This window comes from Candidatus Amarolinea dominans (assembly GCA_016719785.1).
In the GTDB taxonomy this organism is placed as follows: domain Bacteria; phylum Chloroflexota; class Anaerolineae; order SSC4; family Amarolineaceae; genus Amarolinea; species Amarolinea dominans.
Genome location: JADJYJ010000015.1, coordinates 201,894 through 227,798 on the forward strand (window position 1 = coordinate 201,894; position 25,905 = coordinate 227,798).

Consider the following 25,905-nt stretch of genomic DNA (forward strand, 5'->3'; position numbering starts at 1 on the left):
AAAGAGCACATGCGGGGGTTGGTGAACACAAAGAAACGGCAGATCAGACGCAAATCGGCAACTTCTCTGCGTTCTTTGTGATCTCTGCGTTTTCGGAGAAAACGCATCTGTGGTTAAAAACCAGGCTACATTTGGAACTGCCGCCCGCGCCCGGCGGCCACATGGTATAATGAGCGGCATGAACGCATTCTCATCTCTTGATCCTCGTGACCGGCGCGGCCCGGTCGTCTGCATCGGTTCCGTCGTGGCCGACCTGGTGGCCCATCCGCTGCGCACCGTGCCCGCGCCCGGCCGCCAGGCGCTGGTGGATTCGATCGGCCTTTACAGCGGCGGCAGCGGCGGCAACACCGCGTCTGCCCTGGCCCGGCTGGGCGTGCCGGTTGAACTGATCGCGCGCACCGGCGCGGATGCGTTGGGCGAGTTCTTGCGGCAGGAATTGGGGCGCCGCGGCATTGGCCTGGCCGGCCTGCGGCGCACGGCCGGCGCCGGCACCTCCTGCACCCTGGCCCTGGTTGACCCGGATGGCGAGCGACGCTTCATTCACGCGGTGGGCGCCAATGCGCACCTGACCCTGGCCGATGTGGACTGGGGTCTGATCGAACGGGCGCCCCTCGTGCATGTGGCCGGCGCGCTCGTCCTGCCTGGTCTGGACGGCGCGCCCCTGGCGGAGCTTCTCGCCCGCGCCCGGCAGTTGGGCGCACTCACATCGCTCGACATCATTTGGGACGACACCGGACGTTGGATGCAGATGCTCGGCCCTGCGCTGCCGTTCGTACACCTTTTCCTGCCCAATCTGGCCGAGGCGCAGGCGCTGACCGGCTGTCAGACCCCGGATGCGGCCGGTCAGGCGCTGCTGGCAGCGGGCGTAAGCGCAGTGGTCATCAAGCTGGGCGCGGCGGGCTGCCTGGTCAAGACGGCGGCCGCCCCTGCGCTGACCGTGCCGGGCTTTCCGGCCGCTGCGCTGGATGCCACCGGCGCGGGCGATGCCTTTGCCGCCGGGCTGCTCGCCGCCCTCTGGCGCGGCTGGGATTTGGCGGCAGCCGCGCGTCTGGCCAACGCGGTTGGCGCGCAGTGCGTCACATCTCTGGGCGCCGCGGCCGGCATTGGCACCTGGGAGGAGACATTGGCGATGCTGGACGCGGCCGGCTAGCCAGGACTTACGCCGCGTCGAAGATCGCGCCCAGGCGCACCAGGTAAACGAAAACCCGCACATGCTCCTGTTCCCAGGCAAATTCCAGACGCTCATCCGGCAGTTGCCCGTAGACGCCGGGCCGCGCGTGGAAGACCACGAAATAACCGGTCTGTTCGCTTTCGCTCGCCAGGTAGCCGCACAACTGCGCCAACCCCGCTTCGAATGACACCTGACCGCGCCAGATCTTGGTTTCGATCACGTAGCGCCGGCCCCGATGCAGCACGATCACATCGAGAATGCCAGCGCCTGACGGCACCTCGGTGAATACTTCAGCGCCGACCTGGCGCGCCAGCAAATCCAGGTAGGCCGTGAGCAGATACTGCCCTGTGGCCTCCTGCGGCGTTTCACTCACCTTGAAGGCGGCGCGGCCGCGGCGCTCTACGAACTGGCGGAACTGCGACAGAACCGCGCTCATCTGCAGGACACCGTCTATCACCAGGGTGCGAAAATCGAAACCGTTCGCCAGAATATCACCCATCAGGCGCAGGCGCAGCGGCCGGAAGGCTGCCAGGAGAACGGCTGTGTAGATCGGATTGGCCACGCGGCAATTTCCGTCCGCCCCGCGGGTGATGACCCCGTGCAAATACAAGGCATGGACCAGCGGATTGTTGAGATTGAACTCATAGTCGGCGCCGAACAGCATGTTCAACACATCGTCCCGGTAGACCTGCGCGTGGCGCACCAGGCTCTCAAAATTATAGTTGGTTTCGGTTTCCAGTTGTCGCCGCGCGGCCTGCAGGTCGGCTTCGCTAATCGTACGCGTGCGATCGGGCGCTACCTCCTCGGTCAGGATGGCAGCCAGGCGATTGACAAGGAAGGGGTGGCCGCCGCTCAGCCTGTGAATTTCCTCCGCAACGCCTTCTGCAAACCCCTGGCCGGTTTCCGTCGTGAAGTCCGCCAACAACTGTAGCACTTCGTCCGGGCTGAAACCTTCCAGGCGCAGTTGGCGGGCAATGTTGAACGGCGAGCTGCGTCCCAGGTTCAGCGTGGCGATATTCTGCAGGCCAACCAGGATTACGCTGTGCAAGGCGCGCGGTATTCGGCGGCTGAGATACATGTCTCGCCAGGCCTGCAGCAGCGGCGAGATCGCTTCGAGAGGCGTCGCGTCGAATTCGTCAATGATGAGCACCACCCTGATCTGCGGCGCCGCATCGCTGATTTGATCGAACAGATTCCACAGGGCCATGTAACTGTCAACCTGGCTCTGCGCCACCCTGGCGATTTTCGAAGAAAACGCCGAGTCGGTCACGCGTGCGCTTGACACGTGTGTCCCGTGTTTCAACCCGGCCATGATTTCCCGCTGCAAGAGCCTTCCGAATTGGGTGAGAAAATCGGGCACCGGCCAATTCTCGAAAGCCTGAAAACTCAGGAAAACGGGCACAAAGTCTGGCTGGGCTGCCAGCCGATCAACCAGACTGTAGAGCAGAGTCGTCTTGCCCATCTGCCGCGGGGCGTAGATGGTGAAATAATGGCCTGCGTCAATCTGTTCCACCAGGTGATTCACAAGCGCCGTGCGCGGCACCACGAAATGTGTACTGGCATTGACCGGCCCGTGGGTGTTGAAGTATCGCATCGCCCCTGATCCTCTCTTGGTTTCGTCCTGAATTGTCTGGGGTGAATTATACCACACCGAGAGCAGCCTTGACTTTCTGCTACGCCTTGGTTACACTCCTTCTAATATGAAGCAAGAGACAACTTCTCGCCTGACCATGCCCTCTCGCACACCGCTGGCGTTGATCGCGCTGCTGCTCGCCTTGCAGCTCGTGACGCCCTCGGTCGTGTGGACGATTCTGCTGGTCGGGTTGGCAACCACGCTTGGCCTGTGCTTCGCCTGGCTGCACCGGCTGGCGACCGATGTCAGCTTGACCCGGCGTCAGCGCGGCGCCTGGGTGGTAGCCGGGGACGCGCTGGAGGAGATGTGGGAACTGGTCAACCGTGGCGCCCTGCCCGTACTGGCCGCAGAAATCGTAGATCATTCGACCCTGCCCGCGTATACGGCCAACCGGGTGATGGCGGCCGGCCCCAGCGCAATCACCGCGTGGCACACCACCGCGATTTGCCAGCAGCGCGGCCTCTTCACCCTTGGCCCCTGGGACGTCATCATGTCCGACCCCTTTGGCCTGTTTACCCTCACCCAACACTATGCCCTCACTCAATCCATCCTGGTCTATCCGCGGGTGGTCAGCCTGCCGCCGTTAGAACTGCCGCGCGGTGGCGCCAGTGGCCGCGCCCGCGCCACGCGTAAAGCCCTGGAAAGCGATCTGACGGTCGCCAGTGTGCGCCCCTGGGCGCCAGGCGACAGCCTGCGCCGCGTGGCCTGGGGCATCACCGCGCACCGTGACGCCTTGATGGTGCGCGAGTTCGACCAGGAGCCGGCCGGCAACCTCTGGATCGTGGCCGATCTCGATGCTGCGGTGCAGGTGGGCCAGGGCCTGGATGGCACCGAGGAGTTCGCCATCGTCCTGGCTGCATCCCTGGCTGCCCATTGGCTGCGCCGCAATCGGGCCGTCGGTATCGTGGCTTTTGGCCGGGAACCGCTCCTGCTGCCACCTCAGCGCGGCGAGGCGCAGCTCTGGCGCATCCTGCACAGCCTGGCCGCCAGCGACACCTCGCCGGCCTGGCCCCTGGCGCGCACGCTGACAGCGATACGCAGCAGCCTGGGGCACGGCATCACCCTGGCCGTCATCACCCCGACCACGCAGGCCGACTGGCTGCCGGCCTTTCTGCTCCTGCAGGCCCGCGGCGTCGCGCCCGCGGCCATTCTGCTCGATGCCGCTTCATTTGCAGAACCGCCTGCGCCAACTCCGGGCGCCGCCACCCTGGCCTTGCGTGCCACCCTGGCGCGCCAGGGCATCACCACGCATCTGCTCGATCGGCATCTGGCGCGGCGCCCGCTCATCACCTACCGCCGCACGCGCACTGATCTGCGCACCCTGGCTACCGGCCGCGTCATCAGTCGTGACGTGGTGGAGGAGGTCTGATCGTGGACCGACTCCTCATCTGGCTGTTTCGCCACCTGCGCCCGCGCAGCGGCTGGCTGCTGCCGTTCCTGGCCGTTTTGCTGGCGCTGCTGCTGCCCGCGGCCATCCACGCGGCCCGCTGGACGCCGCAGCGCGACCCGCTGGGCAGTCTGGCGTTCGTGGCACTGCTGGCGGGCTGGTGGTTGAGCCAACGTCGCTGGCGCGCCGCATCTTTGCTGCTGACCGGCGGCCTGCTGGGCCTGCTGGCGGTCGCCAACGCCGTGGGCGCTTTGCTGCCCTCTTTCTGGCGGGTGTTGTGGGATGTCGCCCGCTCCCTGGCCTGGAGTTGGCAGCGTTGGCAAGGCGCACCCTTGCCTGACGACTTGTGGTGGCCGCTGTTTACCGAAACCGCCTGGCGCGTGCAGGGTTTTGTAGTCGGACTGGGCGCCGCAGATGCCAGCAACACGAGCTTTCGCCTGCTGCTGGCTGCGTTCGTCTGGGCAATCCATGCCTGGCTTGGCTACTGGCTCTTGCGGCCCGACGGCTCGCGGGCCTGGCTGGCCCTGCTGCCGGTCGGCCTGGCGCTGGCCACCAACGCCTTCTTTGCCGAGCGCCAGGCCCTCTTCGTGGGCGGGTACCTGGCCCTGCTGCTGATCCTGCTGGCGGTGGTGCATGTGCGTGCGCAGGTGCGGGGCTGGGAGCAGCACGGCAGCGATTATGCCACCGAGTTGGCGTTCGACCAGGGCATGGCCGCGACCCTGATCCTGTTCGTCGCGCTGACGCTTGCCACCGTGGCCCCGTCGCTGACCCTGGCGCCTGTGCAGCGCGCCTTCTGGGAGGTGGCCGCGCGACCGTGGCAGGCCGTCGCAGCCCGCGTGCGCGCCACCTTCCCCGGCATCATCCGCCCGGCGTACTCACCATTGGCCGGCACAGCCCCTGCCAGCGGCCTGCCGCGCCAGGATTTGCTGGGCACAGGCCCCGATTTGGTCGAAAACAAGTTGTTTCGCATAGCCATAAGTGACTATCAAACGGAGAATTGGTCGCCGTACTGGAAAGAAGCCACGTTTGCGCGCTACACCGGACGTGGCTGGCAACTGGAGCCGGCCGCACGCCTGACAACGCGTGAGATGGCCGGGGGTCAGCCCTGGCGTGCTCTGGCGACCCAGGGCGAGACGGGGCAGGGCGCGCAGATTGTCGTACGCCAGGCCGTGGAGTGGCTGCAAGGGGAGGGGCAGTTAGTGCTGGCCGCCGGGGAGCCGCGGCAGGTCAGCGCGGCCTATCGCGCCATCTTTCGCCAGGCGGACGACCTGGTCGGGCTGGAACTGCTGACCCCGCAGCGACGGGTGGCCGTGCTGAGTGTGATGCCGGTGTATGACATCGAGAAACTTCGCATAGTCAATAACTATTATAATAATTTCGATATTTATCAACAACTACCAGAGATGCTGCCGGCACGCGTTCGGGACTTGGCGCGCACGGTGACGGCGGGTGCAACGAATCCATACGACCAGGCGAGCCAGATCGAGACCTATCTGCGCACGTTGACCTATGATCTCAAGGTACCCCTGGTCGCGGCTGATCGTGACCTGGTGGATGCTTTTCTGTTCGATCTACGGCGGGGCTATTGCGACTATTTTGCCAGCGCCTTTGTGGTGATGGCGCGCAGCGTGGGGTTGCCCGCCCGTCTGGCCGTGGGCTACGCCAGCGGTCAGACCGTGGCGCCTGGTGTCTGGGTGGTCAGCGCGGCCGACGCCCATTCCTGGCCGGAGGTTTACTTCGAGGGGGTAGGGTGGGTGCCCTTCGAACCGACGCCGGCCCGGCCCATGCCTGCGCCGTTACGCGCGCCGCTGAGTGTGGCATCAACGCCCACGCAGAGCGCCAACGCTCAGCCCTTTGCCGCCGCCTGGTGGGTTGGCAGCCTCGCGCTTCTCCTCGCGGGAGCTTTCTGGCTGCTACTGCGCGCCAACAGGCCGCCGCTGACCGTCAGTGAGATGAACGAGCGCATGATGCAGTGGGGCGGGCACGCGGGCTACCGGCCGGCGCCAGGCACGACGCTGCGCGAGTTCGAGCAGGGTCTGAGCGCCCATTTGCAGCATCGGAACCGCGGACGAGCAGGTGACGCGCTGACGGATCTGAGCGCCGTCATGCATCACGTCAGCCAGGCCTGTGAGGCTGGCCTGTACGGCGGGCCAGAGGCTGCTCTGACCCCTGCGCAACTGCGTACCCTGTGGCAACGCTGGCGCCGCACTCGGTGGCTGCGCTGGCAAATGCGCAGACTTCCAAAGTTTCTTCACTGACTTCACTGACTTCACTGACCTCAATCCTCAGTGTCAACCCGGCCCCTGGTTTGCTTGCGTTGGCTGTGCTGACGTTTCGAGTGCAAGCGCTGCTCGCGCGACGAGCGACTGGGGCGGGTGGCCACGCGGTGACGGGGACGATGGAGGGCGCGGCGCAGGACAACCTGAAGGCGGGCCACGGTGTCGGCCCGGTTGTCGAGCTGGCTACGGGTGAGCGAGGAGACGATGTGCAGCACGCCTTCGCTGTCGAGCGAACCACCCAGGCGCGCGAGCAATCGTTGGCGCTGCCCGTCATTCAGGCTGGGCGATTGGCCCACATCGAACAGCAGCTCCACGCGGGTTTCCGTGCGGTTGACGTGCTGACCGCCAGGGCCGCCGCTGCGGCTGAAGCGAAAGCTAAGCTCGCTCAGCGGGATGGAAAGGATGGAAAGGCCCTCCGCGATCTGAATCGAATCAGAGGACACGACGTTACTTGCGGTTGACATGCTGGTCCTTGAGCGGGAGCAGGAAGTTGAGAATGGCCTGGTTGACGACGTCCGGCTGATCGAGGTTGCTGGCATGGCGCGAGTTGGCAATAGTCACGAAGCTGGCCTGCGGCAGGAGACGGCGCAGGCGTTCTTTATAGACCATGGGCACCACGGTGTCGAGTGTGCCGGCCAGAATCAGCACCGGGCAGGTGATGCGGCGCAAGGCGCGGCCAGGCCAGAAGCGGGTGATGGCCCGCAGGCTGTGGCGATAGGCGTGTGGATCGTTGGCGGCCATACGTTGCACGGTGTAGGTGTGGAGCAGGCGCTGATCCTCCTGCGGAAAGAGCGTGCGCGCAATCAGGGTGGCGGTCGCGCTCATGTCCGCGGCGGGTCCGCGCAGCGCACGCAGGCGGCGCGTGGCCGTGCGCAGCACATCACGCGTGGGGGGCCAGGGGCCGGGCATGGTGTTGATCAGCACCAGGCTGCGCACCAGGTCAGGCCGGGCCAGGGCCAACTGCTGCGCAACCATGCCGCCCAGGCTCAAGCCGAGCACATGAGCCGGGCCAATGTCGAGCGTGTGCAGTAATCCGCTGACATCGGCGGCAAACTGCGCCATGCTGTACGGCCCAGGCGGTTTATCCGATAGGCCATGCCCGCGCAGGTCGAGCGGCAGACAGCGAAAATGGCGCCCCAGGTCGGGCAGTTGATAAACCCAGTCATCGGCGCAGGAGCCGAGGCCGTGCAGCATGACCAGGGGTGGGCCGTCGCCCCAGGTTTCGTAACGCAGGCGGACGTTGTTTACAGCGATAGTTGGCATAAGACTCAATTAGTTCCACAGACAGATAGATGGCGTTGGCGCATTCGTCTATAATCTACGGCTGTGCGCAGCCGCGTGTAGATTGTAATCGGAAACAGCCTTCCGGGCAATCCGAAACATGCTTGACCATGAATTCCAAATAAGGAGATCAAATGGAGTACAACGTTTCGAAGTGGCTTCGGTATTTCTCTCGTGCGAGCGCCGCAGGAACCATCAGCGCGGTGATGTTGCTCATGCTGTGGGCCGCCCTGGGGCAGGCGTTCGATGAAGAACGCCTCTATTTCTACGATCCGCAGGTCACGCCGCGCACGGTGTTCAGCGACACCGAGGTGAGCAGTGTCCATTTCGACCTGGTGGGCAGCCTGGCGATCGCGGCCGGTTTCTCCGAAGCGGACGCTGCGCGCATCCAGGTCTACTCGCAGATGGTGGACAGCGGACGCCTGCCGGTGGGTCAGCCGATCTACAGCTTCACAGCCAGCAGCTTTCCCTCGGCCCCGCCGATTAGCTCGGTCATGACCGACACTTTCTGCCCGTCGCCCTCCACCACCGCGCCAACGGTCACGATGGGCAGTCTGGCCCTGGTGGAGTGCCCGAGCTGCTTCACATCCCGTTTTGGGCCTTACACGATCTTTTTTCACTTTCCGCACGACCGGCCGGACGAGCTGCAGGCGCTGCGCTCATGGGCATTTGGCGACGTAGATTCCTTGCTGGGCGTGGCCACCTTTGGCTACAGCGGCACCTATTCATACACCTGGCTCAACGTGGCCGATCTTTTCCAGACGACGCCTTGCTTTGTCACCACCACCCAAACGGTGGACACGGGCGATGTTGTCGCTGGCTCGCCGCCGGCCTTTGGCGTCTACCTGCACTCCCTGGGTGACAACTGGTCGCACGGCGCCTGCATCGAAGCCGCGGATGCGAACGGGCTGCCCTTTGCCGCGCACGTGTTACGCGACGGGCCAAACGATCCGCTCTACGCCTGTCGCTGGACCAGCCACGAGGCTGAGTTTGGCGATCCGGCGCAGTTCCCGGACAGCAATCGCTCCTTCAGTGCCACGCTGGCGCTGTATCAGGAGATGATCGCCTTCTCGCAGAGCACTGGGTTTGCTCGCTACCATCCGATTCCGCTGACTGCGCAGAACAACTATCTCTACAACAAACTCTACACCTTTGCGCACACTTCCACATCGGCCAATCCGCAGCCCCGGCGCCGCCTGGCTGATGACCTACGCGCCTGGGCTTTGCAGACCCGGCAGGGAAACCCGGCTTTCTGGCGCTTCCGGGCCGTTTTTCCACTGCTGCCGTAACGTTCGGGGCAGGAGATCGGGTGACGTTGACGCATCGAAGGATGATTTGTGGCGGGCGGCGGCGTCACGCCGGAGGCGTGACCTACGGCAGGAATTCCAAAATGTGAACGGAATGGCTGCCCGTAAATGGGCCTGCGCTCCTCGTTCGGGCGGTTTTGGCCCAAGATCCCCGAGATAGGTGGGCAGCAAGAGGGATTGTGGGCGTTGGAGAGCTACATTTGGAAATGCGGCGCCCCGTAGGGGCGCCTTGACTTGAGCGAGCGATGCCCCCCCACACCTGTCGTCCCTACGGGACGACAGAATGAGGCCGCCCCGAGCGCAATCTATACCACGACGGGGATGGATTCAACCGTCCCACGGACGGATACGGCTCGTGCGGTGATGGCTAAGGTCAGGTGTCCCTACGGGACGCGTCGCGCCCACCAGGACGGCCTGGCGCTGGCCAGTCACATGGATGGCTACATTTGGAACTGCTGGACCTACGGTGGGTATGTCACGAGGCGGGCGGTGTCGTCACGCCGGAGGCGTGACCTACGGCGCACCGGATGAATCCGGTGTTGCGGAATCAGCAGCCGGGGTGGGTGTGTCCAGCAGTTCCAAATGTAGCACACATTCAACCGCAAAGAGCACAGAGAACACAAAGAAACGGCAGATCAGACGCAAATCGGCAACTTCTCTGCGTTCTTTGTGATCTCTGTGGTAAAAAACCAGGCCACATTTGGAACTGCTGGGGTGTGTCACGAGGCGGGCAACGTCGTCACGCCGGAGGCGTAACCTACGGGGTGGGTATGTCACGCGGCGGGCGGCGGCGTCGCACTGGATGAATCTGGCGTTACAGGATCAGCAGGGCGGCGGTGTGCAGCGCCCAGCACAGCCATAGGTTGCCGCTCAGGATGAAGACGACGGTCGTGGCCAGGGCGAGCGCCAGGCGCGTCATTTCCCGCGGCGCGCCGGCTGGCAGGCGCATGGACGCACGTCGGGCCGGATCGGCCAGCCAGATCGTGACGATTAGCGCCAGGCCAAGCCACGCGCCGCCCACGCGTGCCATGTCGGCGTCAAGTCCCTGGGCCGTGAGCAGCCTGGCGCCCCCCACCCAGAGCAAAGCCCACAGGAGCTGCGTGGCCGCGGTTTCCAGCGGCAGCAGGATGTGCCTGACCCCAGGCGGCGCGGCCGCGTTGACATGACGCCATTGCCAACCGGCCACCAGCAAGATCAATAAGAATGCGCCGGCGACCGCCAATCCCTGCCCAAAACCCTGCACCCAATCGAGTTCGCTCAGCCCCATCTCGCGCAGATTGACCAGGCCGCTCTGCAACGCCAGGAACGACAACACGAACCAGACGCCATGCTGAATTTTCAGTTTCACCCCTCCTACCTCCTACCTCCTACCTCCTACCTCCTACCTCCTACCTCCTACCTCCTACCTCCTACCTCCTACCTCCTACCTCCTACCTCCTACCTCCTACCTCCTACCTCCCTACCTCCTACCTCCTACCTCCTCCTACCTCCTATTCCCTCCTACCTCCCTCCTCTTCCTACCTCCTACCTCCTACTTCCTACTATTTCCTACTTCCTACTTCCTATTTCCTACTTCCTATTTCCTACCCCCTCCTACAACGCCTTCACCACTTCGTTGACCCAGCGCCCTGATAAGACGCGCCACAGGCTGATGGCGAACTTGACGACTTCTTCGCTCATCACCATCAGTACAACCCAGTAGATGGGCAGGTGCAGGACGAACGAACCGAGCAGAGCCAGTGGCACGCCGATGGTCCACATGGGGCCTGTATCGGCCAGCAGGGCGAAGCGGGTGTCGCCGCCGCTGCGCAGGACGCCCACGACCATCATCATGTTGCCGGCCTTGACCGCCAGCACCACGGACATGACGAACAGGATACCCAGGGCGTCGGCTTGCGCCTGTGGGGAAATGCGGTACCAGCCCAGCACAGGGCGTGCGACCAGGGCCATGAGCAAGCCGGTGAGCAGGGCGCCGCCAACCGATAGCCGCACAAAGCGCCCGGCAAAACGCCGCGCCGCGTCGAGGTCCCCGGCGCCGATGCGTTGACCGATCAGGATGGCAGCCGCGTTGCCCAGGCCGATGAACGGCACGAAGGCCACGCCCTCGATGGTGCTTGCGATGTTGTAGGCCGCGATGGATTCGGTGCTGATGCGGGCGTAGATGCCCGCGTAGACGGTGATGCCGAGCGACCAGATGATCTCGCCGATGATGACCGGCATGGAGGTGCGCATGAACTGGGTGAGCAGGGGTCGCTTGATGGAGACCAGTTCGCGCAGCCGCGCCGCGGCCGGCAGATCGTGCTGGTAGGTCAGGAACAGCAAGACGACGCACTCCAGGATGCGCGCCACGGTCAGCGCGTAGGCCGCGCCGTTGACCCCCAGGGCCGGCAGCCCGAGTAAGCCGAAAATGAGGACATAACTGAGCGCGGTCTTGAAACCCAGGGCGCCGATGCTGACGGCCATCGGCGTGCGCACATGGCCGGTGCTGCGCAGGATGATGCCGAACATGGCGCTGATGCCGGTGGGGATGTAGCTGAGCGCGGCCAGGCGCAGATAACCACTGCCCAGGGCGATGACGGCCGGGTCGTTGGAATAGAGGCGCAGCAGAAAGGTGGGCGCCAGTTGTGCAGCCAGGGTGAAGACGACACTGCCGCCCACGGCCAGCAGCAGGGCCAGGCCCAGGATACTGCGCACGTTTTTCACATCGCCGCGGCCCCAGAACTGGGCCGAAAAGATTGGCCGCGCCGCTGCCCACGCCAAAGAAGAACAGATGCAGCAGGAAGAGAATCTGATTCGCCAGCCCGACCGCGGCCACCGCGGTGGTGCCCAGTTGGCCCACGATCAGCACATCCGTCGCGTTCAGCGCGCTCATCGCCAACTGCTGCAGGGCGATCGGCACGACCAATTGAAGTAATACGGGGTAGAAGTCACGATCATCGAACAAGGCACTCTGGCTCATCGTTTTCTCACAGCGGCAGCACGATGCGAAAGAGGCTGCCTTCTCCGGGTTGGCTTTCCATTTCCAGCCGGCCGCCGTGGCGCTCGACGATGAGGCGCGCAATAGGCAGCCCCAGCCCAAAGCCCGGTGTGGAGTGGCTGATGTCTTGCCGATAAAAACGATCGAAGATATACGGCTGCATTTCTGACGGGATGCCTGGCCCGCTATCCTGCACTTCGATCGTCACGCCGCCCGCCACGCGCGCGCTGCGCAGCGCCACACGCCCCCCGGCCGGCGTAAAGCGCAGCGCGTTGTCCAACAGCTCGCGCAGCGCCACGCGCAGCCGGTCGGCATCCACCGGAGCAAGCGGTAGATCAGGCGCTGCCATTAGCTGCAGGGTCAGCCGGCTGGCGGCAACCCGCTGCGCCAGCGTAACCACCACATCGCTGAGCAGCACGTCCAGGTCGGTTGGCTGGAATGTGAAGGGCGCGTGGCTGTCCAGCCGGACTACCTCGGCCAACATGTCCACCAGCCGGGTGATGCCGACGATCTGCTGCTCGATCTGCGCCCGCTTCTGCTGGCGTTTCAGCGGATCGGTCAGCCGCTCCAGCAGATAGAGGTTGGTCTGCATGATGGTCAACGGCGTGCGGAATTCATGCGACGCGTTCTGAACGAATGCGCTAAGCAGCGCAATGCGTTCGCGCTCCAGCGCCAGCTCGAACGCACGTTGTTCGGCTTGCTTGCGCTCCGTGATATCCTGAATGGTGCCGTACATGACGACCGGCCGGCTCTCAGCATCGAATTCGAGCTTGCCCAGGCCATGCACCCAACGCGGCGCGCCGTCGTTTTGCCTGATGATGCGGTATGTGCGGTCGAAGTAGGCGCGCTTTTCAATGACTTCGTGCATGAAATAATCGCTCACCGCTTGGCGATCTTCAGGATGAATCAGCGCCACCCATCCGCTGACAGAACGCTGATAGGCCTTTTCGATGCCGAAGATGGTGTCGAGCACCTCCGAGCTGGTCCACAGGCCGCTGGCGATGTCCAGGAGGTAGCTGCCCAGATTGGCGACGATCTGCGATTCCTGGAGCAAGTGTTCACTCTGGCGCAGGGCATCCTCCGCGTGTTTGCGCGGTCACATCCATGAACGTGCAGATGACCTGGCGTACGCTGCCATCCGGGTGCAACTGGGGGTTCGCATTGACCAGCAGCCAGATCCGGCTCTGTGTGTTGAGCCGGAAGACTCCCATCAACACGTCGTTGACGGGACGCCGGCTGGCGATGGCCCGCGGCACCGGGTGTGTGGGGCCGGGGAAGGGCGAACCATCTTCGTGGATGACATCCCAATCAGCATCGAGCGAGGTCTTGCCCAGCAACTGGCTTTCCGTCAGCCCCAGCAGATCGAGCGCCTGCTGGTTATACAACAGGATTTCGCTCGCCGGCCCTTGCAGCAGCACACCCACGTGCAGATCTGCGATCAACGTGCGGAAGCGTTCCTCACTTTCGCGCACCTGGGTGTACAGGCGAGCGCGGGTAATCGCGAGACTGACATGCTCACCCAGGGCCGTCATCAATTCAAGGTCCGCCTGTGTGAGGATGACGTCGCCGGTGCTCTCGATATTCAGCGTGCCCATGACCCGGTCTTCGTCGAGCAGGGGGACGCACACTTCGGAGACGATGCCGGCGATGGCGCCCACGAAATCTGCATCGGCATGGACATCGGTCACCAGGCATGGCTGCCGGCTGCGCACCACGCGTCCTGAAACGCCCTGCGTGATGGGGATTGCGGGAATGACAGTCGTATAGCCCACCTGGTGTTGCAGCCACAGGGTGTCGCCCTGCAGCAGGTAGAGGCTGACCTGGGCATAACCGAACGTCCCGGCAATGGCTTCGACCACCTTGCGCACGACTTGCGCCAGGTCCAGCTCGTGAAACAGCACGATCCGCACCTGATCCAGTAGTTCGCGTTCTCGTTCGCGCCGTTGAGCGGCCGCGTAGAGCGCTCGGAAGCGCTGCTCGCTGGCGCGTAGGGCCTCCTGCGCCTCCCTTTGCGCGGTGATATCGCGCACGACCAAAACCACCTTCCAGCTGGACAGGGCAACCGGCGCCGCGCTGACCGCGGTCCAAGCCACACGGCCATCGGTGCGCACCACCCCGGTTTCGACATCGAACACCGCTCGTTGGGCGCGAATCGCCTGGGCGCTGGCGTACTCCTCTGCCGGCATGGGTGTCCCGTCGGGTCTGAGATAGAGCCAGCGCCGGTATTGACCGGCCTGCAGCCCCTCGTTTGACAGGCCCATGATGTCCACCAGGGCCGAATTGGCGAAAACGACGCGGCGCTCCGCATCCAGGATCGAAATCCCCACCGGCAACAGTTCGAAGATCGCCTTGAGCTCTCTTTCGCTCTCCTGTACGGCTGCCGGCTCCACCGCGCGCTGCTGGTTGAGCACAGCCAGAACCCCGTCGCGCTCGGCGGTCAAGTCCGCCTGCGCACGGCGCAGCTCGGCGTTCTCCGCCTCCAATTGGGTCAACCGGGCCTGGCCCGCGGCCATCCGCGCCGCGGTGCGCAAGTTCCTGGGGCGAGCTGACAGTTCCGCTGATGACGGGTCACCCGGGGCAATCTGTCTCTTTCGTGGCTTCATCGGGCCCTCCTTGTGTCCCCCTTGTGTCATCCTTGTGTCCCCCTTGTGTCGCCCGCCGGTGGCTGACGATCCAACACGGCGCGCAGTTTGACGGTCAGGTCGGCCATGGTGAATGGTTTGAGCAGCCAGGGGATGCCGGCCTGGCACAGTTCGCTGTAGGTGCTGCCCTCCGGCGCATGGCCGGTCATGATCAACAGCTTGGGCGCCAACGGCCGTGGTCGCAGTCGCCGGAAGAGTTCCAGTCCGCCCATCTCCGGCATCACCAGGTCGCTCAGAACCAGGTCAATGCCCTGACCCTGGGCGTCGAACAGGGCCAACGCCTCGGCGCCCGTGGCCGCCGGCAACACGCGATAGCCAAGCCCGGTCAGCGACTCGCCAATCGCCTCACGCGTGGCCACATTGTCCTCCACCAGCAGGATGGTCTCCGTACCGCTTGGCAGCGTGGCGACTGTAACACCCCGGGCTTCCGTCGGCGCCGGGATGTTGACATGCGGCAAATAGATCGTGAAGGCGGCGCCGGCGCCTGGTTGGCTGCTGACATCTATCGCGCCGTCGTGCTGCTTGACGATGCCGTAGACCTGCGCCAGCCCCAACCCGGTGCCCTGACCCGCGCCCTTGGTGGTGAAGAACGGCTCGAAGATGTGCGCCAGATGCTCCGGGGCAATGCCGGCGCCGCTATCGCTCACCGTCAGACACCCCCAGCGCCCCGGCCCCAGGTCGGGCAGGGGGGGCGTTTGGCCCGGCGCCAGCGTCAGGGTGGTCAGGCTGAAGGTGAGTTGGCCGCCGTCCGGCATGGCGTCGCGGGCATTCAAGGCCAGGTTCATCAGCACCTGCTGCAGCCGCGTGGGGTCGCCATGTACGATGACCTCACGCTGATCGTACTTGACGGCCAGCCGGATGCTTTCGGGCAGCGTCCGTTCCAGCAGCTTGACCATCTCCTTGGTCAACGACAGCAGGTCGAGCGGGGCGCGTTCCATGGGCGCGCGCCGGCTGAAATCGAGAATCTGGCGGATCAGGTTGGCGGCGTGGTCGGCCTGCTGGCGAATCACGCCCAGGTAGTGCTTCGATCGCTCCGTCAGTTCCTGGGCCTTGCCGAGCAGTTCACTGTAGAGCACAATCGCGCCCATGATGTTGTTGAAATCGTGCGCGATGCCGGCCGCCATCTGGCCGACGCTGGCCAGCCGCTCCTGGGCCTGGCGATAGCGCTGCCGCTCGCGCTCGTAGGTCACGTCGTTGATCACCAGGACCCAAGCGGCAGGCTCAGACGTGTCGCCAATCGGCCGGGCGATCATCTGGAAGGTGCGGTCATGGGCGCTGGTTTCGCGCCAGGGGCCGCGCGTCGCCGGCAGCAGCAGTTCCGTCAACGGCAGATCGCCCAGGCGGGTGATGATGTCGCCGACCGCGGCCCCGGCCAGGGTAGCCAGATCGCGGCCAGCCGTCGGGTTAGCCAGCACCACCCGCTCCTGCGCGTCGAGCAGCAGCACCCCCTCCGGCATCGTGTCCACGATCTGCTGCACGCGGCGCGCCTGCTCCTGCGTCTGCTGCCACAGACGCAGACGTTCGAGCGCGGTGGCCACCTGGGCCGGCCAGGGTGGAGAGCAGTCGTTCATCGTCGGCGCTGAAGGAGTTCAATTGGGGGCTTTCGGCGTTGATCACCGCAATGACCCGCTCGCCGATCTTGACCGGCACGGCCAGCTCGGAGAGGGTGGTCGGCGTAGCCGCAACGTAGTCGGGGTCCAAGCGCACGTCAGCCACACGGTGGGACTGTCCCGTCAGCGCAGTCTGCCCGACCACCCCCTGGCCCGGGCGATAGGGCTGGACGCGACTCCCATCGCGTCGGTGGTAGGATGGATGCGGGCGTAGCCAACCAGCTTCATCTAGCAGGAAAATCCCGAATTCATCCAGCGCGAGCGCGGCGCTGACCAGTTGGGTGAGCCTGATGATCAGGTCGTCCTCGTCGCTGGCTTCGATACAGGCCGAGGCGACGGCATGCAGAACGGTCAGCGCCTGCAACTGCCGCTGCAGGGTGGCGGCCGCCTGCTTGTGCGCGGTCACGTCACGCGCCACCCAGAGCGTGCTGTCGTCTGTCAACGGTGAGATGGATGCTTCGAACCAGACGCGGCGGTCACCAATCGGCAGTTCGTATTCGATATGGGTGGCGTGCGAGGTTTGCAGGACGGCCTGGCAGACGTCGGTGAACAGTTCGGCTTCGGCGGCCGGGAAGACATCGCGCAGGCTCTTGCCAAGCAGTTCCTCCGGCGGCCGGAAGAGCAGGGCGGGATTGGTCGGCGCGATGCCGCGATAGACCCCTTCCCGATCAATGACCAGGACGACGTCCTGCATGGAGGCGAAGAGGGCGCGCAACTGCATCTCCGAGGCGGCCAGGGCTTCTGTGGCCTGTTTACGCGCAATGGCAAAGGCGACATGGCGCGCGATGGTTTGGGTCAGCTCGATCTCCTCCGCGCTGAAGGCGTGCGGCGTGTTGTAATAGATCATGAATTTGCCCAACAGGCGCCCCTGGTGGCTGAGCGGGATGAAGGCGAGCGCGCCAATGCCTTCATCCGCAAAAACAGCGCTGAGCGACGCCAGGCTGGCGTCTTGATGCACGTCAGGCGTCAGGATGGGTTGGGGCGCAGGGTCATCGAGCGACCAGGGGAAATGGCCGGCAACGGCGCGGCGATACGCGTCGGACAGCCCGCGCCAGGCCTCGAAACGCGCCACGCCCGCGGAGTCGAGCAGCACAATGGCGGAGCGGTCCGCGGTCAGCACGCTGTGCAGGCTGTCCAGCACGACCGTGTACACCTCAGTTACCGCTTCGGTCTGGCTGATGAGCGCGGTAATTTGATACAGGCTGTGCAGGGTGTCGAGCTGCCGGCGCAAGGCCTGCGCCGCCTGTTCGCGCGCGCTGACGTCACGCAGGATGACGGTGAAGAGGTCCTGTCCGGCGACGTGAATCTTGGAGATCGAGGCCTCGATGGGAAACTCCACTCCGTTGGCGCGCAGGCCATAGATCGGGCCGAACTGGCCTATCTTGCGCGCGGAGACGCCGGTCTGCGCAAACCGCTGGATGTGCAGGCGGTGGCTGGCGCGAAAGCGTGCGGGGATGAAGCGGTCGAGCGGTTGGCCGCAGGCCTCGGTCTGCGAGCAGCCGAACATGGCCTCAGCCGCCGGGTTGAAGATGACAATGCGCTGCTCTGCGTCCGTGGTGATGATGGCATCCATGGCCGTGGCAATGATGCCGGTGACCTGCGCCTGGCTGACGCGCATCGCCGCCTCGGCTTGGATACGCGCCGTGATGTCACGGGCTACGCTGTACGCAACAGGCTCCGTGGAACCCTTTTGCTGCAGGCTGTTGCGATAGTCCAGGTAACGGGTTTCACCGCCGGCCGTTCGCACCTGCATGACGCCAGCCGCGCAGCCCTGTGTCCTGATTTCGGTCAAATAGACATCGGCCAGGGGGCGCAACTTGGGGGGCAGCAGGTCACGCAGATTCATCTGCGCGAGGGCCTCACTGCTGTAGCCAAAGATGATCGCGGCCGCCTGGTTGACGAAGAGCAGGTTGCCTTCCAGATCGTGGGTGCAGATCAGGTCCTGGCTGTTTTCCACCAGCTCACGGTAGCGCGCCTCGCTCGCCTGCAGGGCCGCTTCACTCTCTTGGCGCAGGCGCCTGCTTTCGGCCTGACCCAGTTCGCGCTCGATGACCGGGACCAGGCGCGCCAGATTGCTTTTCAGCAGGTAGTCGTGCGCGCCCGCCTTCATGATGATCGCGGCGGCCTCTTCGCCCTGCGCGCCGGACACGGCAATGAACGCGATGTCCAGGCCAGCCTCCTGCAATAGGGCGAGCGCGGCGGCGCCGCTGAACTGCGGTAAGTTGCAATCCGCGAGGACCACATCCCAGGGCTGCGCGGCGAGCGCGGCCTGCATCTGAGCGGCCGTCTCGACCCGCGCCGAGGCGACGCGGTAGCCCGCCGCGCTCAGCCAGTCCACCAGCCGGCACGCGTCGCTCTCTGAAGCTTCGACGATCAAGACAGCAAGCGCTCGATTCATTCTGTTACCTGTCCAGGAGGGTGCGCAGCCTGGCGGCCAGGTCGGCGATGGCGAAGGGTTTCTGCAGCCAGGGAATGCCGGCCTGACGCAAGTCCCCGTAGATGTCGCCTTCGGGCGCATGGCCGGTCATGATGAGCATCTTGAGCGCGGGCGCCTGGGCGCGCAGCCGCCGGAAGAGTTCCAGTCCGCCCATCTCCGGCATCACCAGGTCGCTGAGAACCAGGTCAATGCCCTGACCCTGGGCGTCGAACAGGGCCAATGCCTCGGCGCCCGTGGCCGCGGAGAACACGCGATAGCCAAGCCCGGCCAGCGACTCGCCAATCGCCTCACGCGTGGCCACATTGTCCTCCACCAGCAGGATGGTCTCCGTACCGCTTGGCAGCGTGGCGACTGTAACACCCCGGGCTTCCGCCAGCGCCGGGGTGTTGACATGCGGCAAATAGATCGTGAAGGCGGCGCCGGCGCCTGGTTTGCTGCTGACATCAATCGCGCCGTCGTGCTGCTTGACGATGCCGTAGACCTGCGCCAGCCCTAGCCCACTGCCTTTGCCGGGACCCTTGGTGGTGAAGAACGGCTCGAAGATGTGCGCCAGGTGCTCCGGGGCAATGCCAGCGCCGCTATCGCTCACCGTCAGACACCCCCAGCGCCCCGGCCCCAGGTCGGGCAGGGGGGGCGTTTGGCCCGGCGCCAGCGTCAGGGTGGTCAGGCTGAAGGTGAGTTGGCCGCCGTCCGGCATGGCGTCGCGGGCATTCAAGGCCAGGTTCATCAGCACCTGCTGCAGCCGCGTGGGGTCGCCATGTACGATGACCTCACGCTGATCGTACTTGACGGCCAGCCGGATGCTTTCGGGCAGCGTCCGTTCCAGCAGCTTGACCATCTCCTTGGTCAGCGACAGCAGGTCGAGCGGGGCGCGTTGCATGGGCGCGCGCCGGCTGAAGTCGAGAATCTGGCGGATCAGGTTGGCGGCGTGGTCGGCCTGCTGGCGAATCACGCCCAGGTAGTGCTTCGATCGCTCCGCCAACTCCTGGGCCTTACCGAGCAGTTCACTGTAGAGCACAATCGCGCCCATGATGTTGTTGAAATCGTGCGCGATGCCGGCCGCCATCTGGCCGACGCTGGCCAGCCGCTCCTGGGCCTGCTGATAGCGCTGCTGCTGGCGCGCGTAGGTCACATCGTTGAGCACCACCACCCAGTTGGCCGGCGCGGAGGCATCTCCGATCGGCCGCGCGATGGCCTCGAAGCTGCGCGTAGCGGCCTGAACCTGGCGCCAGCCCTGTTGTCGTGACGGGACGAGCATCTCGCCCAGGGGGTGATCACCCAAATGGGTCAGGATGTCACCAACGCCGGCGCCCCCGCCGATCAAGGCCAGGTCATGGCTGGCCATGGGGTTGGCCTGCACGATGCGGCCGTCCGCGTCGAGCAGCAGCACCCCTTGCGGCACGGTGTCCACGATCTGTTGCACGCGGCGCGCCTGTTCCTGGGTCTCCTGCCACAACTGCAGGCGGTGCATGGTCGCGCCGGCCACCTCGGCCAGCGATTCGAGCAGCCTGACCTGCTCTGGAGTGATGCGCTGCGGCAGCGCAACCGAGACGTAGATCACACCGGCCGGACCCGCATCTGCGCCCCCGCCCAGCAGCGGCAGGCAGACGCCGCCCCAGCCGGCCGGCAACTGGGTCCCCACCGGAGGACGGGCCAGCGGGTCGCGGCTAAAATCAGGCGAGATGTGTGGCCGACCGCTGGCAAAGACAGTTCCGGCGATGCCTTCGCCCGGCTTGATGAGCGTTTCTGTCATGCCCTGGAACCAGCCGCGATCCACGGCATGGCGCAGCTCGTTGCTGTCCGCGTGATAGAGCCAGATGGCCCCATGCTCCGTCCCCAGTGCAGCCAGGGTTTCATCGAGCAGGCAGGTCAGCGCTTCGTCACGAGTCCGGGCCGTGCGCAGGGCGGGGGGGGGGGGGGGGGGGGGCCTCTTCGTTCTGTTGGGGTGATGTCGGCCGCAGGTCAGCCCGGCAGTGGCCCCACCGTCAGACCAGAACATCGTCTGCCGCAAGGTATCCACCTCACCTGCGCGCTCGGCGACGCCGCCAGGACGCGTTGCTTGATGGCGGGAGGGCCCGGGGGACGGTCGGCGTCGGCGCCGAGCACCCCGGCGGTCGGCGGAGGCGGCGGTCTTCCTGCGAAGCCAGGCGGCCCGGGGGAGCCGGCGATTTTCTGCGAAAACGCCATATTGTGCATCCAGGTGTAGCGCAGTTCCCGGTCCTGGCTGCAGACGACCATGGGGGAGTTATCGAGCGCGACGCGAAAGCGGCCTTCGCTCCGGCGCAGCGCCTCTTCCGCCTGCTTGCGCTGAAACTCGACGCCCAACTGCGCGGCCACGGCCGCGATGAGCGCGACCATCTTGTCGTCTTGCGCCTGCGCTTGCGTCAGGAAAAAAGAAATCACGGCCTGCACGGTGTCGCGTGTGAGAATGGGAATGCCCACGGCCGTTTTGATGCCCACGGCGCGGGCCAGGGGCGCGCGTGGAAAATTGGCGTCCAGGGTGACATCGGGAATCCAGACCGGCTTCCTGGACGCCATGACCCGGCCAGGAAGGCCGACGCCGGGGCCGAATTCATAACCCTTGCTCATGCCGCGGAAGCCGAAAACATCCTCCGTGCGACAGTAGTAGGGTGCGCCCAGCACGAGATGCTCACCGTCCGCTGCCGGCACCCATACTTCGCCAAAGTTCCAACCGGCGGTCTCACAAATCAGGCTGAGGGCCAGGGTCAGCGCGGCATCGAAGCTCTCAGCATCGGAGATGACCCGCGTCAGCGCCAGCAGCAGATGGCTTTCCCTTTCGGCCCACCGACATGCGGTCACGTTCTCGTGTGCAATGACCAGGTTGCCGCCGGCGGCAAACCTGGTGACACGGGCATGGAACCAGTGCTGTCCGGTTGGGCTGTGGGAGGGGTACTCCAGTTCGAAATCCTCACTGACGCCGCCCAGCACCGCGCGGATTCCCAGGGCCATGGCCTGCGCACTCGCCTGCTCCGGGCCGCGGACCTGGTCACACAAGGTCAGGTAGTTGACGCCGATCCCATACGCGGGGCGACTTTCAGAGAAAGCGCCGGGCGGCGCGGGCGGGTTGGCATCGCCAAACGCGCGCCATGAGCGGTTGACGGTAATGATCTCGCCGGCGCGGTCGAGGACGGCGATGTGGGCCGGGAGGGCATCCAGCGTGGCCGTGGCGAACTGCTCGCTGGCCTGCAGTTGGCTTTGCAGGCGGCTGCGTTCCGAATTATCCGAAGAAACACCGATGATCCCGATCAACTGGCCGTCGTCATCCAGGATGGGGGTGTCGGTGACCAGGGCGGGAAAGCTGCGGCCGCTGCGGTGGCGCACCGAAAATTCGCCGCTCCAGGTCTGGCCGACGCGCAAGAGGGTCATGATCTCCTGCGCCTCCTCGACGCTCTGCTCAGTGGGGGTGATGTCGAGGATGTTGCGCCCCAGGACTTCGGCGGATTCCCAGCCGTAGAGCTGCTCGGCCGCCCGATTCCAGTAGGTGATGGCGCCATGCAGGTCAGTGGCGATGACGGCCTGGTCAATCGAATTCAGTAGGCGCGTCTGTAATTGCAGGCCAGGCTCAGAGGCTGGCAGGGCATTCGTCGCGCCGGGGGTAACGCCTTGTGGGTTTACTTGTGCGGTATTCACCAGGTTGCCTTTCTTCACTGGCGCTGTTGCGCTATTGAACGGCCGGCAGCAACGGCGCTGCCAGTCCTATGATGTCAGCCGAGAATAGGGGATCTACAAGAAACCGTCAGCACGCGAGGAGCGCGAAGTCCAGGCCCCATTATAGTGGTTTCACGCCAACCAGGCAAAGGATCGGTCACGAAGTCTTGGTGCAGAACGCGGAGCAAGGTAAAAAAGGTAAAAGAAGCGTGCCGGTCGTCGGGTGGACCGGCACGCTGAGTAACGCAAGCCGCTGGCTTGCGTCGTCGGCGCTGCAATCCGGAGGATTGCGTTACAGGGGGCGCTGCTTGCGCCGCCACGCGTAGGCAGCCGCCAGGGCCGCGCCGGCCGCGAGCGGCAGCGCCACGAGCGGGAGGCCTACCGGCATGGGCGCCGGCGACTGAGTCCCATCCAGGCTGCTGAGCGTGAGCGCGGTGGGGGCCTGCACGTCGAGCGTGAGCGGCACGATCACCAAGTTGGTCCCATTGCCGGGGCCGGGATCGGGATCGTTGCTGGAGACGCACAGGTTGCCGGTGTAGGTGCCGACGGCCAGACCCGTCGAGTCGAATGTGACCTGCACAGGGGTTGACGCGCCGGCGACCGTGGTGCCGTTGGACGGGGTCTCGCTGACCCACGGGATGTCGCTGGGCGCATCACAGAGCGGTGGGACGGGAGCAGCCAGGCTCACGTCATCGTAGAAGACCGTGGTCGCGTTGTTGGCGAACAGATCTACAGCGCCGATATTCAGCACACCGCCGACGCTCACTTCGTCCGTCCAGGTGCCGGTGTAGAGGAGCTGGTTATTGTAGTAGAAAGACTGCGTATTGACATCGAGGTTGATCTCGTCGCGCAGTTCAACCCACTGTCCCTTGATCAGCGGCAGCGTGCCGCCGGTGGCGCCTTCGTTCACAACCAGGTTGGTTCCTGCATCGAACTGGACCTGAACCGACCAATTGTTGGTGCCGACGTCCACGTACGTATTGAGCAGAATGAAGTAGGACTGGCCCGTATAGTCGGTGGGCACGTACTGCCAGGCGGTGTAAACCCATGACCCGCTGCTATAGCCGCTGTACTCATGCACCAGATCAGAGGCGCCGAGAATATCAACCGAGTTGGGTGCGCTGCGCGCCTGGATGCTGCTGGTGCGCGCGCCGGCGGCCGGGTCGTTGGCCCAACCCTTCCAACCGCCCTGGCCATGCATTTGGCTGCCAGTCGCGTAGCTGTCGAAGTTGTCGCTCCAATCCACAAGCTCAGGTGAGCCGTTGGCATCCTCGAAAACGGTCCACGTCAAGTCGCTGCTGCCGGCGCTGCTGGTGTTGCCGATAGTCAGTACCTGCTGTGTCTGAGTGTTGGTAGCCTGGGTGCTGGCCAGGCTGAGCGGAGAAACGTTGATATTGGCCGGGCCTCCCGAACTCAACACCACATTGTCGCTGGAGTCGAGCGGGTAGTTGCCCGAGGGCAATCCTGCCGCATGATCCTTGCCATCTGGGCTTTTGGCCGTGACACTGCCCACGGCTGCGAACAGCAGCACGAACAGCACCAGGATACGGACGATGTTCTGACGTTGCATGATCGAAACTCCTTTTCCACTGATCAGAGGGCGCGCACTGCGCACGCTGCGCATACTACGCCCTCTATTTGTCGCTATCCGAAAGAATGACATGCGAATGCGCAAAGTGGGTGTCTGCCTCCTTTCTGGTCAACCCGGAGAAGAAAGTCCATTCGTCGGCCAGGTTCTTGGGTGAGAGAAAACAACTTTCGTCCCAGGTGAACCGGCCACGGAACCTGAGGTGCGGGTATTCTACTGCATGACCTGTTCCGCGTCAAGCAACACAGTTAAAAAATTCTCATTCCTGAACGGCGCAGAATCGGTTTGTGTGGTATACTCGGGGCCAGGAGGCGCCTATGCGTTTTTTCACCACCGAAGGCCCCGTCAACTGCGAGAAGCACTACTGCCTGCCGCCGCTGGCACGGTTCGACCTGGCGGAACTGCTGGCGCTCGTCGGCCAGGAAAAATACTTCCTGCTCCATGCCCCGCGCCAGACGGGCAAGACCACCTGCCTGCTGGCGCTGGCGAAGCATCTCAACCAGATCGGCCAGTACCATGCCGTGTACGCCAATATCGAAGGGGCACAGGCGCACCGCGAGGATGTGGATAAGGGCATCGCGACCGTCGTCACCGATATTGCAGCCTGGGCGTATGATCTCGTCGGCGATGCGGCAGCAGTAACGCTGGCGGAAGAAACGCTTGCCACGATAACGCCGGCTTCGGCCTTGGGCGTCTTTCTGTCGCGCTGGTGCCAGCAATTGGATAAGCCCCTCGTCCTCATGCTGGATGAGGTGGATGCGTTGGTGGGCGACACGCTGATCTCGCTGTTACGCCAACTGCGCGCCGGCTACCCCAAGCGCCCCCACCAGTTCCCCCACAGCCTGATCCTCTGCGGCGTGCGCGACATCCAGGATTATCGGATCCACTCGGAGGCGCAGAAGACGATCATCACTGGCGGCAGCGCGTTCAACATCAAAGCCAAGTCGTTGCGCCTGGACGATTTCGGCCCGCGCGAGGTGAACACGCTGCTGTTGGAGCATACGGACGAGACTAGCCAGTCCTTCACGCCGGAGGCGCTTGATCTGGTCTGGAGCCTGACCAGCGGCCAGCCGTGGCTGGTCAATGCGCTGGCCTACACCGCCTGCTTCGAGTTGCGCGCCGGCCGCGACCGCACCCAGCCGATCACGGCCGAAATGATCCAGCAGGCCAAAGAGGAGCTGATCCTGGCACGCGTGACGCACCTGGATCAACTGGCCGACAAGTTGCAAGAGCCGCGCGTGCGCCGCGTGGTGGAGACGATCCTGGCCGGCGAACAGACCGCCGAAATCATGCCGCCGGACGACATCACCTACGTGCGCGACCTGGGGCTGATCAAGACCGAGGGCCAACTCACGATCGCCAACCGCATCTACCAGGAAGTCATCCCGCGCGAGTTGACCTTCAGCACGCAACTCACAATTTCGGAACAACCGGCCTGGTACATCGCCGCCGATGGCCGCCTGGACCTGCCGGGGCTGCTGGCCGCATTCCAGCAGTTCTTCCGCGAGAACTCCGAGGTGTGGTTGGAACGCTTCGACTACAAAGAGGCCGGGCCGCAACTGCTCATGCAGGCATTTTTGCAGCGGATCGTCAATGGCGGCGGCCGGGTGGAGCGCGAATATGGTCTGGGACGTCGGCGCACCGATCTGCTCGTGCTTTGGCGCTACCCCGGCGGCGTGCAGCGCGGGGTGATCGAGTTGAAGATCCTGCGCGACTCGGTGGAGAAGACGCTGGCGGCCGGCCTGGCGCAGACCTGGGAGTATGCCGACCGTTGCGCGGCCGACGAGACGCACCTGATCATCTTCGACCGGCGACCCGACAGACCGTGGGCTGAAAAAATTTGGCGGCGCGGCGAAAGCCATCACGGCCGGCCGATCATGGTGTGGGGAATGTAGCCCCCAGCCGGCTGGTGTGGCGCAAACTA

At 64.7% G+C, this 25,905-nt stretch carries 16 protein-coding genes and 4 pseudogenes; 5 read left to right on the plus strand and 15 right to left on the minus strand.

Annotated elements, in window-relative coordinates; all coding sequences use genetic code 11:
- Positions 1 to 178: 178 nt before the first annotated feature.
- Positions 179 to 1,150, plus strand: coding sequence for a carbohydrate kinase family protein (locus IPM84_16630; protein MBK9094362.1), 972 nt, complete (start codon positions 179 to 181; stop codon positions 1,148 to 1,150).
- A 7-nt stretch (positions 1,151 to 1,157) separates the two neighbouring features.
- Here the strand turns inward: IPM84_16630 and IPM84_16635 are convergent, their stop codons facing one another.
- The gene (locus IPM84_16635; protein ID MBK9094363.1) at positions 1,158 to 2,765 is read right to left on the minus strand and encodes an AAA-like domain-containing protein; all 1,608 of its coding nucleotides are present in this window, start codon (positions 2,763 to 2,765) and stop codon (positions 1,158 to 1,160) included.
- Positions 2,766 to 2,871: 106 nt separating this feature from the next.
- On the opposite strand from IPM84_16635, the gene IPM84_16640 reads away from it, so the two are divergent.
- Both IPM84_16640 and IPM84_16645 read left to right on the plus strand, forming a co-directional pair.
- Positions 2,872 to 4,173, plus strand: a complete 1,302-nt coding sequence (locus IPM84_16640) for a DUF58 domain-containing protein (GenBank protein ID MBK9094364.1) — start codon at positions 2,872 to 2,874, stop codon at positions 4,171 to 4,173.
- Positions 4,174 to 4,175: 2 nt separating this feature from the next.
- Positions 4,176 to 6,449, plus strand: a complete 2,274-nt coding sequence (locus tag IPM84_16645) for a transglutaminase domain-containing protein (GenBank protein MBK9094365.1) — start codon at positions 4,176 to 4,178, stop codon at positions 6,447 to 6,449.
- Between the two features lie 20 nt (positions 6,450 to 6,469).
- Here the strand turns inward: IPM84_16645 and arfB are convergent, their stop codons facing one another.
- Together arfB and IPM84_16655 are read right to left on the minus strand one after the other, a co-directional pair.
- Positions 6,470 to 6,934, minus strand: coding sequence for an aminoacyl-tRNA hydrolase (gene arfB, locus IPM84_16650; protein MBK9094366.1), 465 nt, complete (start codon positions 6,932 to 6,934; stop codon positions 6,470 to 6,472).
- The gene (locus IPM84_16655; GenBank protein ID MBK9094367.1) at positions 6,918 to 7,733 is read right to left on the minus strand and encodes an alpha/beta hydrolase; all 816 of its coding nucleotides are present in this window, start codon (positions 7,731 to 7,733) and stop codon (positions 6,918 to 6,920) included. The genes arfB and IPM84_16655 overlap by 17 nt, the downstream gene beginning before the upstream one ends.
- A gap of 152 nt (positions 7,734 to 7,885) precedes the next feature.
- On the opposite strand from IPM84_16655, the gene IPM84_16660 reads away from it, so the two are divergent.
- Positions 7,886 to 9,040 carry a hypothetical protein gene (locus IPM84_16660; GenBank protein ID MBK9094368.1) on the plus strand — a complete coding sequence of 385 codons (1,155 nt, stop codon included), beginning with the start codon at positions 7,886 to 7,888 and terminating at the stop codon, positions 9,038 to 9,040.
- 832 nt (positions 9,041 to 9,872) lie between these two features.
- On the opposite strand, the gene IPM84_16665 is transcribed toward IPM84_16660, so the two are convergent.
- The 12 genes and pseudogenes from IPM84_16665 to IPM84_16720 form a co-directional block, all read right to left on the minus strand.
- Positions 9,873 to 10,406 (minus strand): hypothetical protein, encoded by a 534-nt coding sequence (locus IPM84_16665; GenBank protein MBK9094369.1) that lies wholly within the window; start codon positions 10,404 to 10,406, stop codon positions 9,873 to 9,875.
- A 245-nt stretch (positions 10,407 to 10,651) separates the two neighbouring features.
- Positions 10,652 to 11,818 carry an MATE family efflux transporter gene (locus IPM84_16670; protein MBK9094370.1) on the minus strand — a complete coding sequence of 389 codons (1,167 nt, stop codon included), beginning with the start codon at positions 11,816 to 11,818 and terminating at the stop codon, positions 10,652 to 10,654.
- Positions 11,754 to 12,017 (minus strand): annotated as a pseudogene (locus IPM84_16675) (hypothetical protein). The gene IPM84_16670 and the pseudogene IPM84_16675 overlap by 65 nt, the downstream one beginning before the upstream one ends.
- Positions 12,018 to 12,024: 7 nt before the next feature.
- Complete coding sequence (locus IPM84_16680; GenBank protein ID MBK9094371.1) at positions 12,025 to 13,089, minus strand: PAS domain-containing sensor histidine kinase; 1,065 nt, start codon at positions 13,087 to 13,089, stop codon at positions 12,025 to 12,027.
- A gap of 4 nt (positions 13,090 to 13,093) precedes the next feature.
- Positions 13,094 to 14,638, minus strand: a complete 1,545-nt coding sequence (locus IPM84_16685) for a PAS domain S-box protein (GenBank protein MBK9094372.1) — start codon at positions 14,636 to 14,638, stop codon at positions 13,094 to 13,096.
- Positions 14,639 to 14,664: 26 nt separating this feature from the next.
- Entirely contained in the window at positions 14,665 to 16,248 is a 1,584-nt protein-coding gene (locus IPM84_16690) for a response regulator (protein MBK9094373.1), read from the minus strand.
- A 415-nt stretch (positions 16,249 to 16,663) separates the two neighbouring features.
- Positions 16,664 to 17,134, minus strand: a pseudogene (locus IPM84_16695) (PAS domain-containing protein).
- A 381-nt stretch (positions 17,135 to 17,515) separates the two neighbouring features.
- Positions 17,516 to 17,905: pseudogene (locus tag IPM84_16700) on the minus strand (PAS domain S-box protein).
- Positions 17,906 to 18,397 (minus strand): annotated as a pseudogene (locus IPM84_16705) (PAS domain S-box protein).
- Positions 18,398 to 18,689: 292 nt separating this feature from the next.
- Entirely contained in the window at positions 18,690 to 20,723 is a 2,034-nt protein-coding gene (locus IPM84_16710; protein ID MBK9094374.1) for a response regulator, read from the minus strand.
- Positions 20,687 to 22,375, minus strand: coding sequence for a PAS domain S-box protein (locus IPM84_16715; protein MBK9094375.1), 1,689 nt, complete (start codon positions 22,373 to 22,375; stop codon positions 20,687 to 20,689). The genes IPM84_16710 and IPM84_16715 overlap by 37 nt, the downstream gene beginning before the upstream one ends.
- 310 nt (positions 22,376 to 22,685) lie before the next feature.
- Positions 22,686 to 23,963 (minus strand): hypothetical protein, encoded by a 1,278-nt coding sequence (locus IPM84_16720; GenBank protein ID MBK9094376.1) that lies wholly within the window; start codon positions 23,961 to 23,963, stop codon positions 22,686 to 22,688.
- Between the two features lie 335 nt (positions 23,964 to 24,298).
- Here IPM84_16720 and IPM84_16725 point away from each other — a divergent pair, with 335 nt between their 5' ends.
- Positions 24,299 to 25,876 (plus strand): ASCH domain-containing protein, encoded by a 1,578-nt coding sequence (locus IPM84_16725; GenBank protein ID MBK9094377.1) that lies wholly within the window; start codon positions 24,299 to 24,301, stop codon positions 25,874 to 25,876.
- Positions 25,877 to 25,905 lie beyond the last annotated feature (29 nt).

What these genes read in the sequence shown, in the direction of transcription:
- IPM84_16640 (MBK9094364.1), top strand. Translation starts at nt 2,872, where the DNA reads ATGAAGCAAGAGACAACTTCTCGCCTGACCATGCCCTCTCGCACACCG.
- IPM84_16710 (MBK9094374.1), bottom strand. Translation starts at nt 20,723, where the DNA reads ATGTTCTGGTCTGACGGTGGGGCCACTGCCGGGCTGACCTGCGGCCGA.
- IPM84_16630 (MBK9094362.1), top strand. Translation starts at nt 179, where the DNA reads ATGAACGCATTCTCATCTCTTGATCCTCGTGACCGGCGCGGCCCGGTC.
- arfB (MBK9094366.1), bottom strand. Translation starts at nt 6,934, where the DNA reads ATGTCAACCGCAAGTAACGTCGTGTCCTCTGATTCGATTCAGATCGCG.
- IPM84_16720 (MBK9094376.1), bottom strand. Translation starts at nt 23,963, where the DNA reads ATGCAACGTCAGAACATCGTCCGTATCCTGGTGCTGTTCGTGCTGCTG.
- IPM84_16635 (MBK9094363.1), bottom strand. Translation starts at nt 2,765, where the DNA reads ATGCGATACTTCAACACCCACGGGCCGGTCAATGCCAGTACACATTTC.
- IPM84_16660 (MBK9094368.1), top strand. Translation starts at nt 7,886, where the DNA reads ATGGAGTACAACGTTTCGAAGTGGCTTCGGTATTTCTCTCGTGCGAGC.
- IPM84_16685 (MBK9094372.1), bottom strand. Translation starts at nt 14,638, where the DNA reads ATGAAGCCACGAAAGAGACAGATTGCCCCGGGTGACCCGTCATCAGCG.
- IPM84_16655 (MBK9094367.1), bottom strand. Translation starts at nt 7,733, where the DNA reads ATGCCAACTATCGCTGTAAACAACGTCCGCCTGCGTTACGAAACCTGG.
- IPM84_16690 (MBK9094373.1), bottom strand. Translation starts at nt 16,248, where the DNA reads ATGAACGACTGCTCTCCACCCTGGCCGGCCCAGGTGGCCACCGCGCTC.
- IPM84_16725 (MBK9094377.1), top strand. Translation starts at nt 24,299, where the DNA reads ATGCGTTTTTTCACCACCGAAGGCCCCGTCAACTGCGAGAAGCACTAC.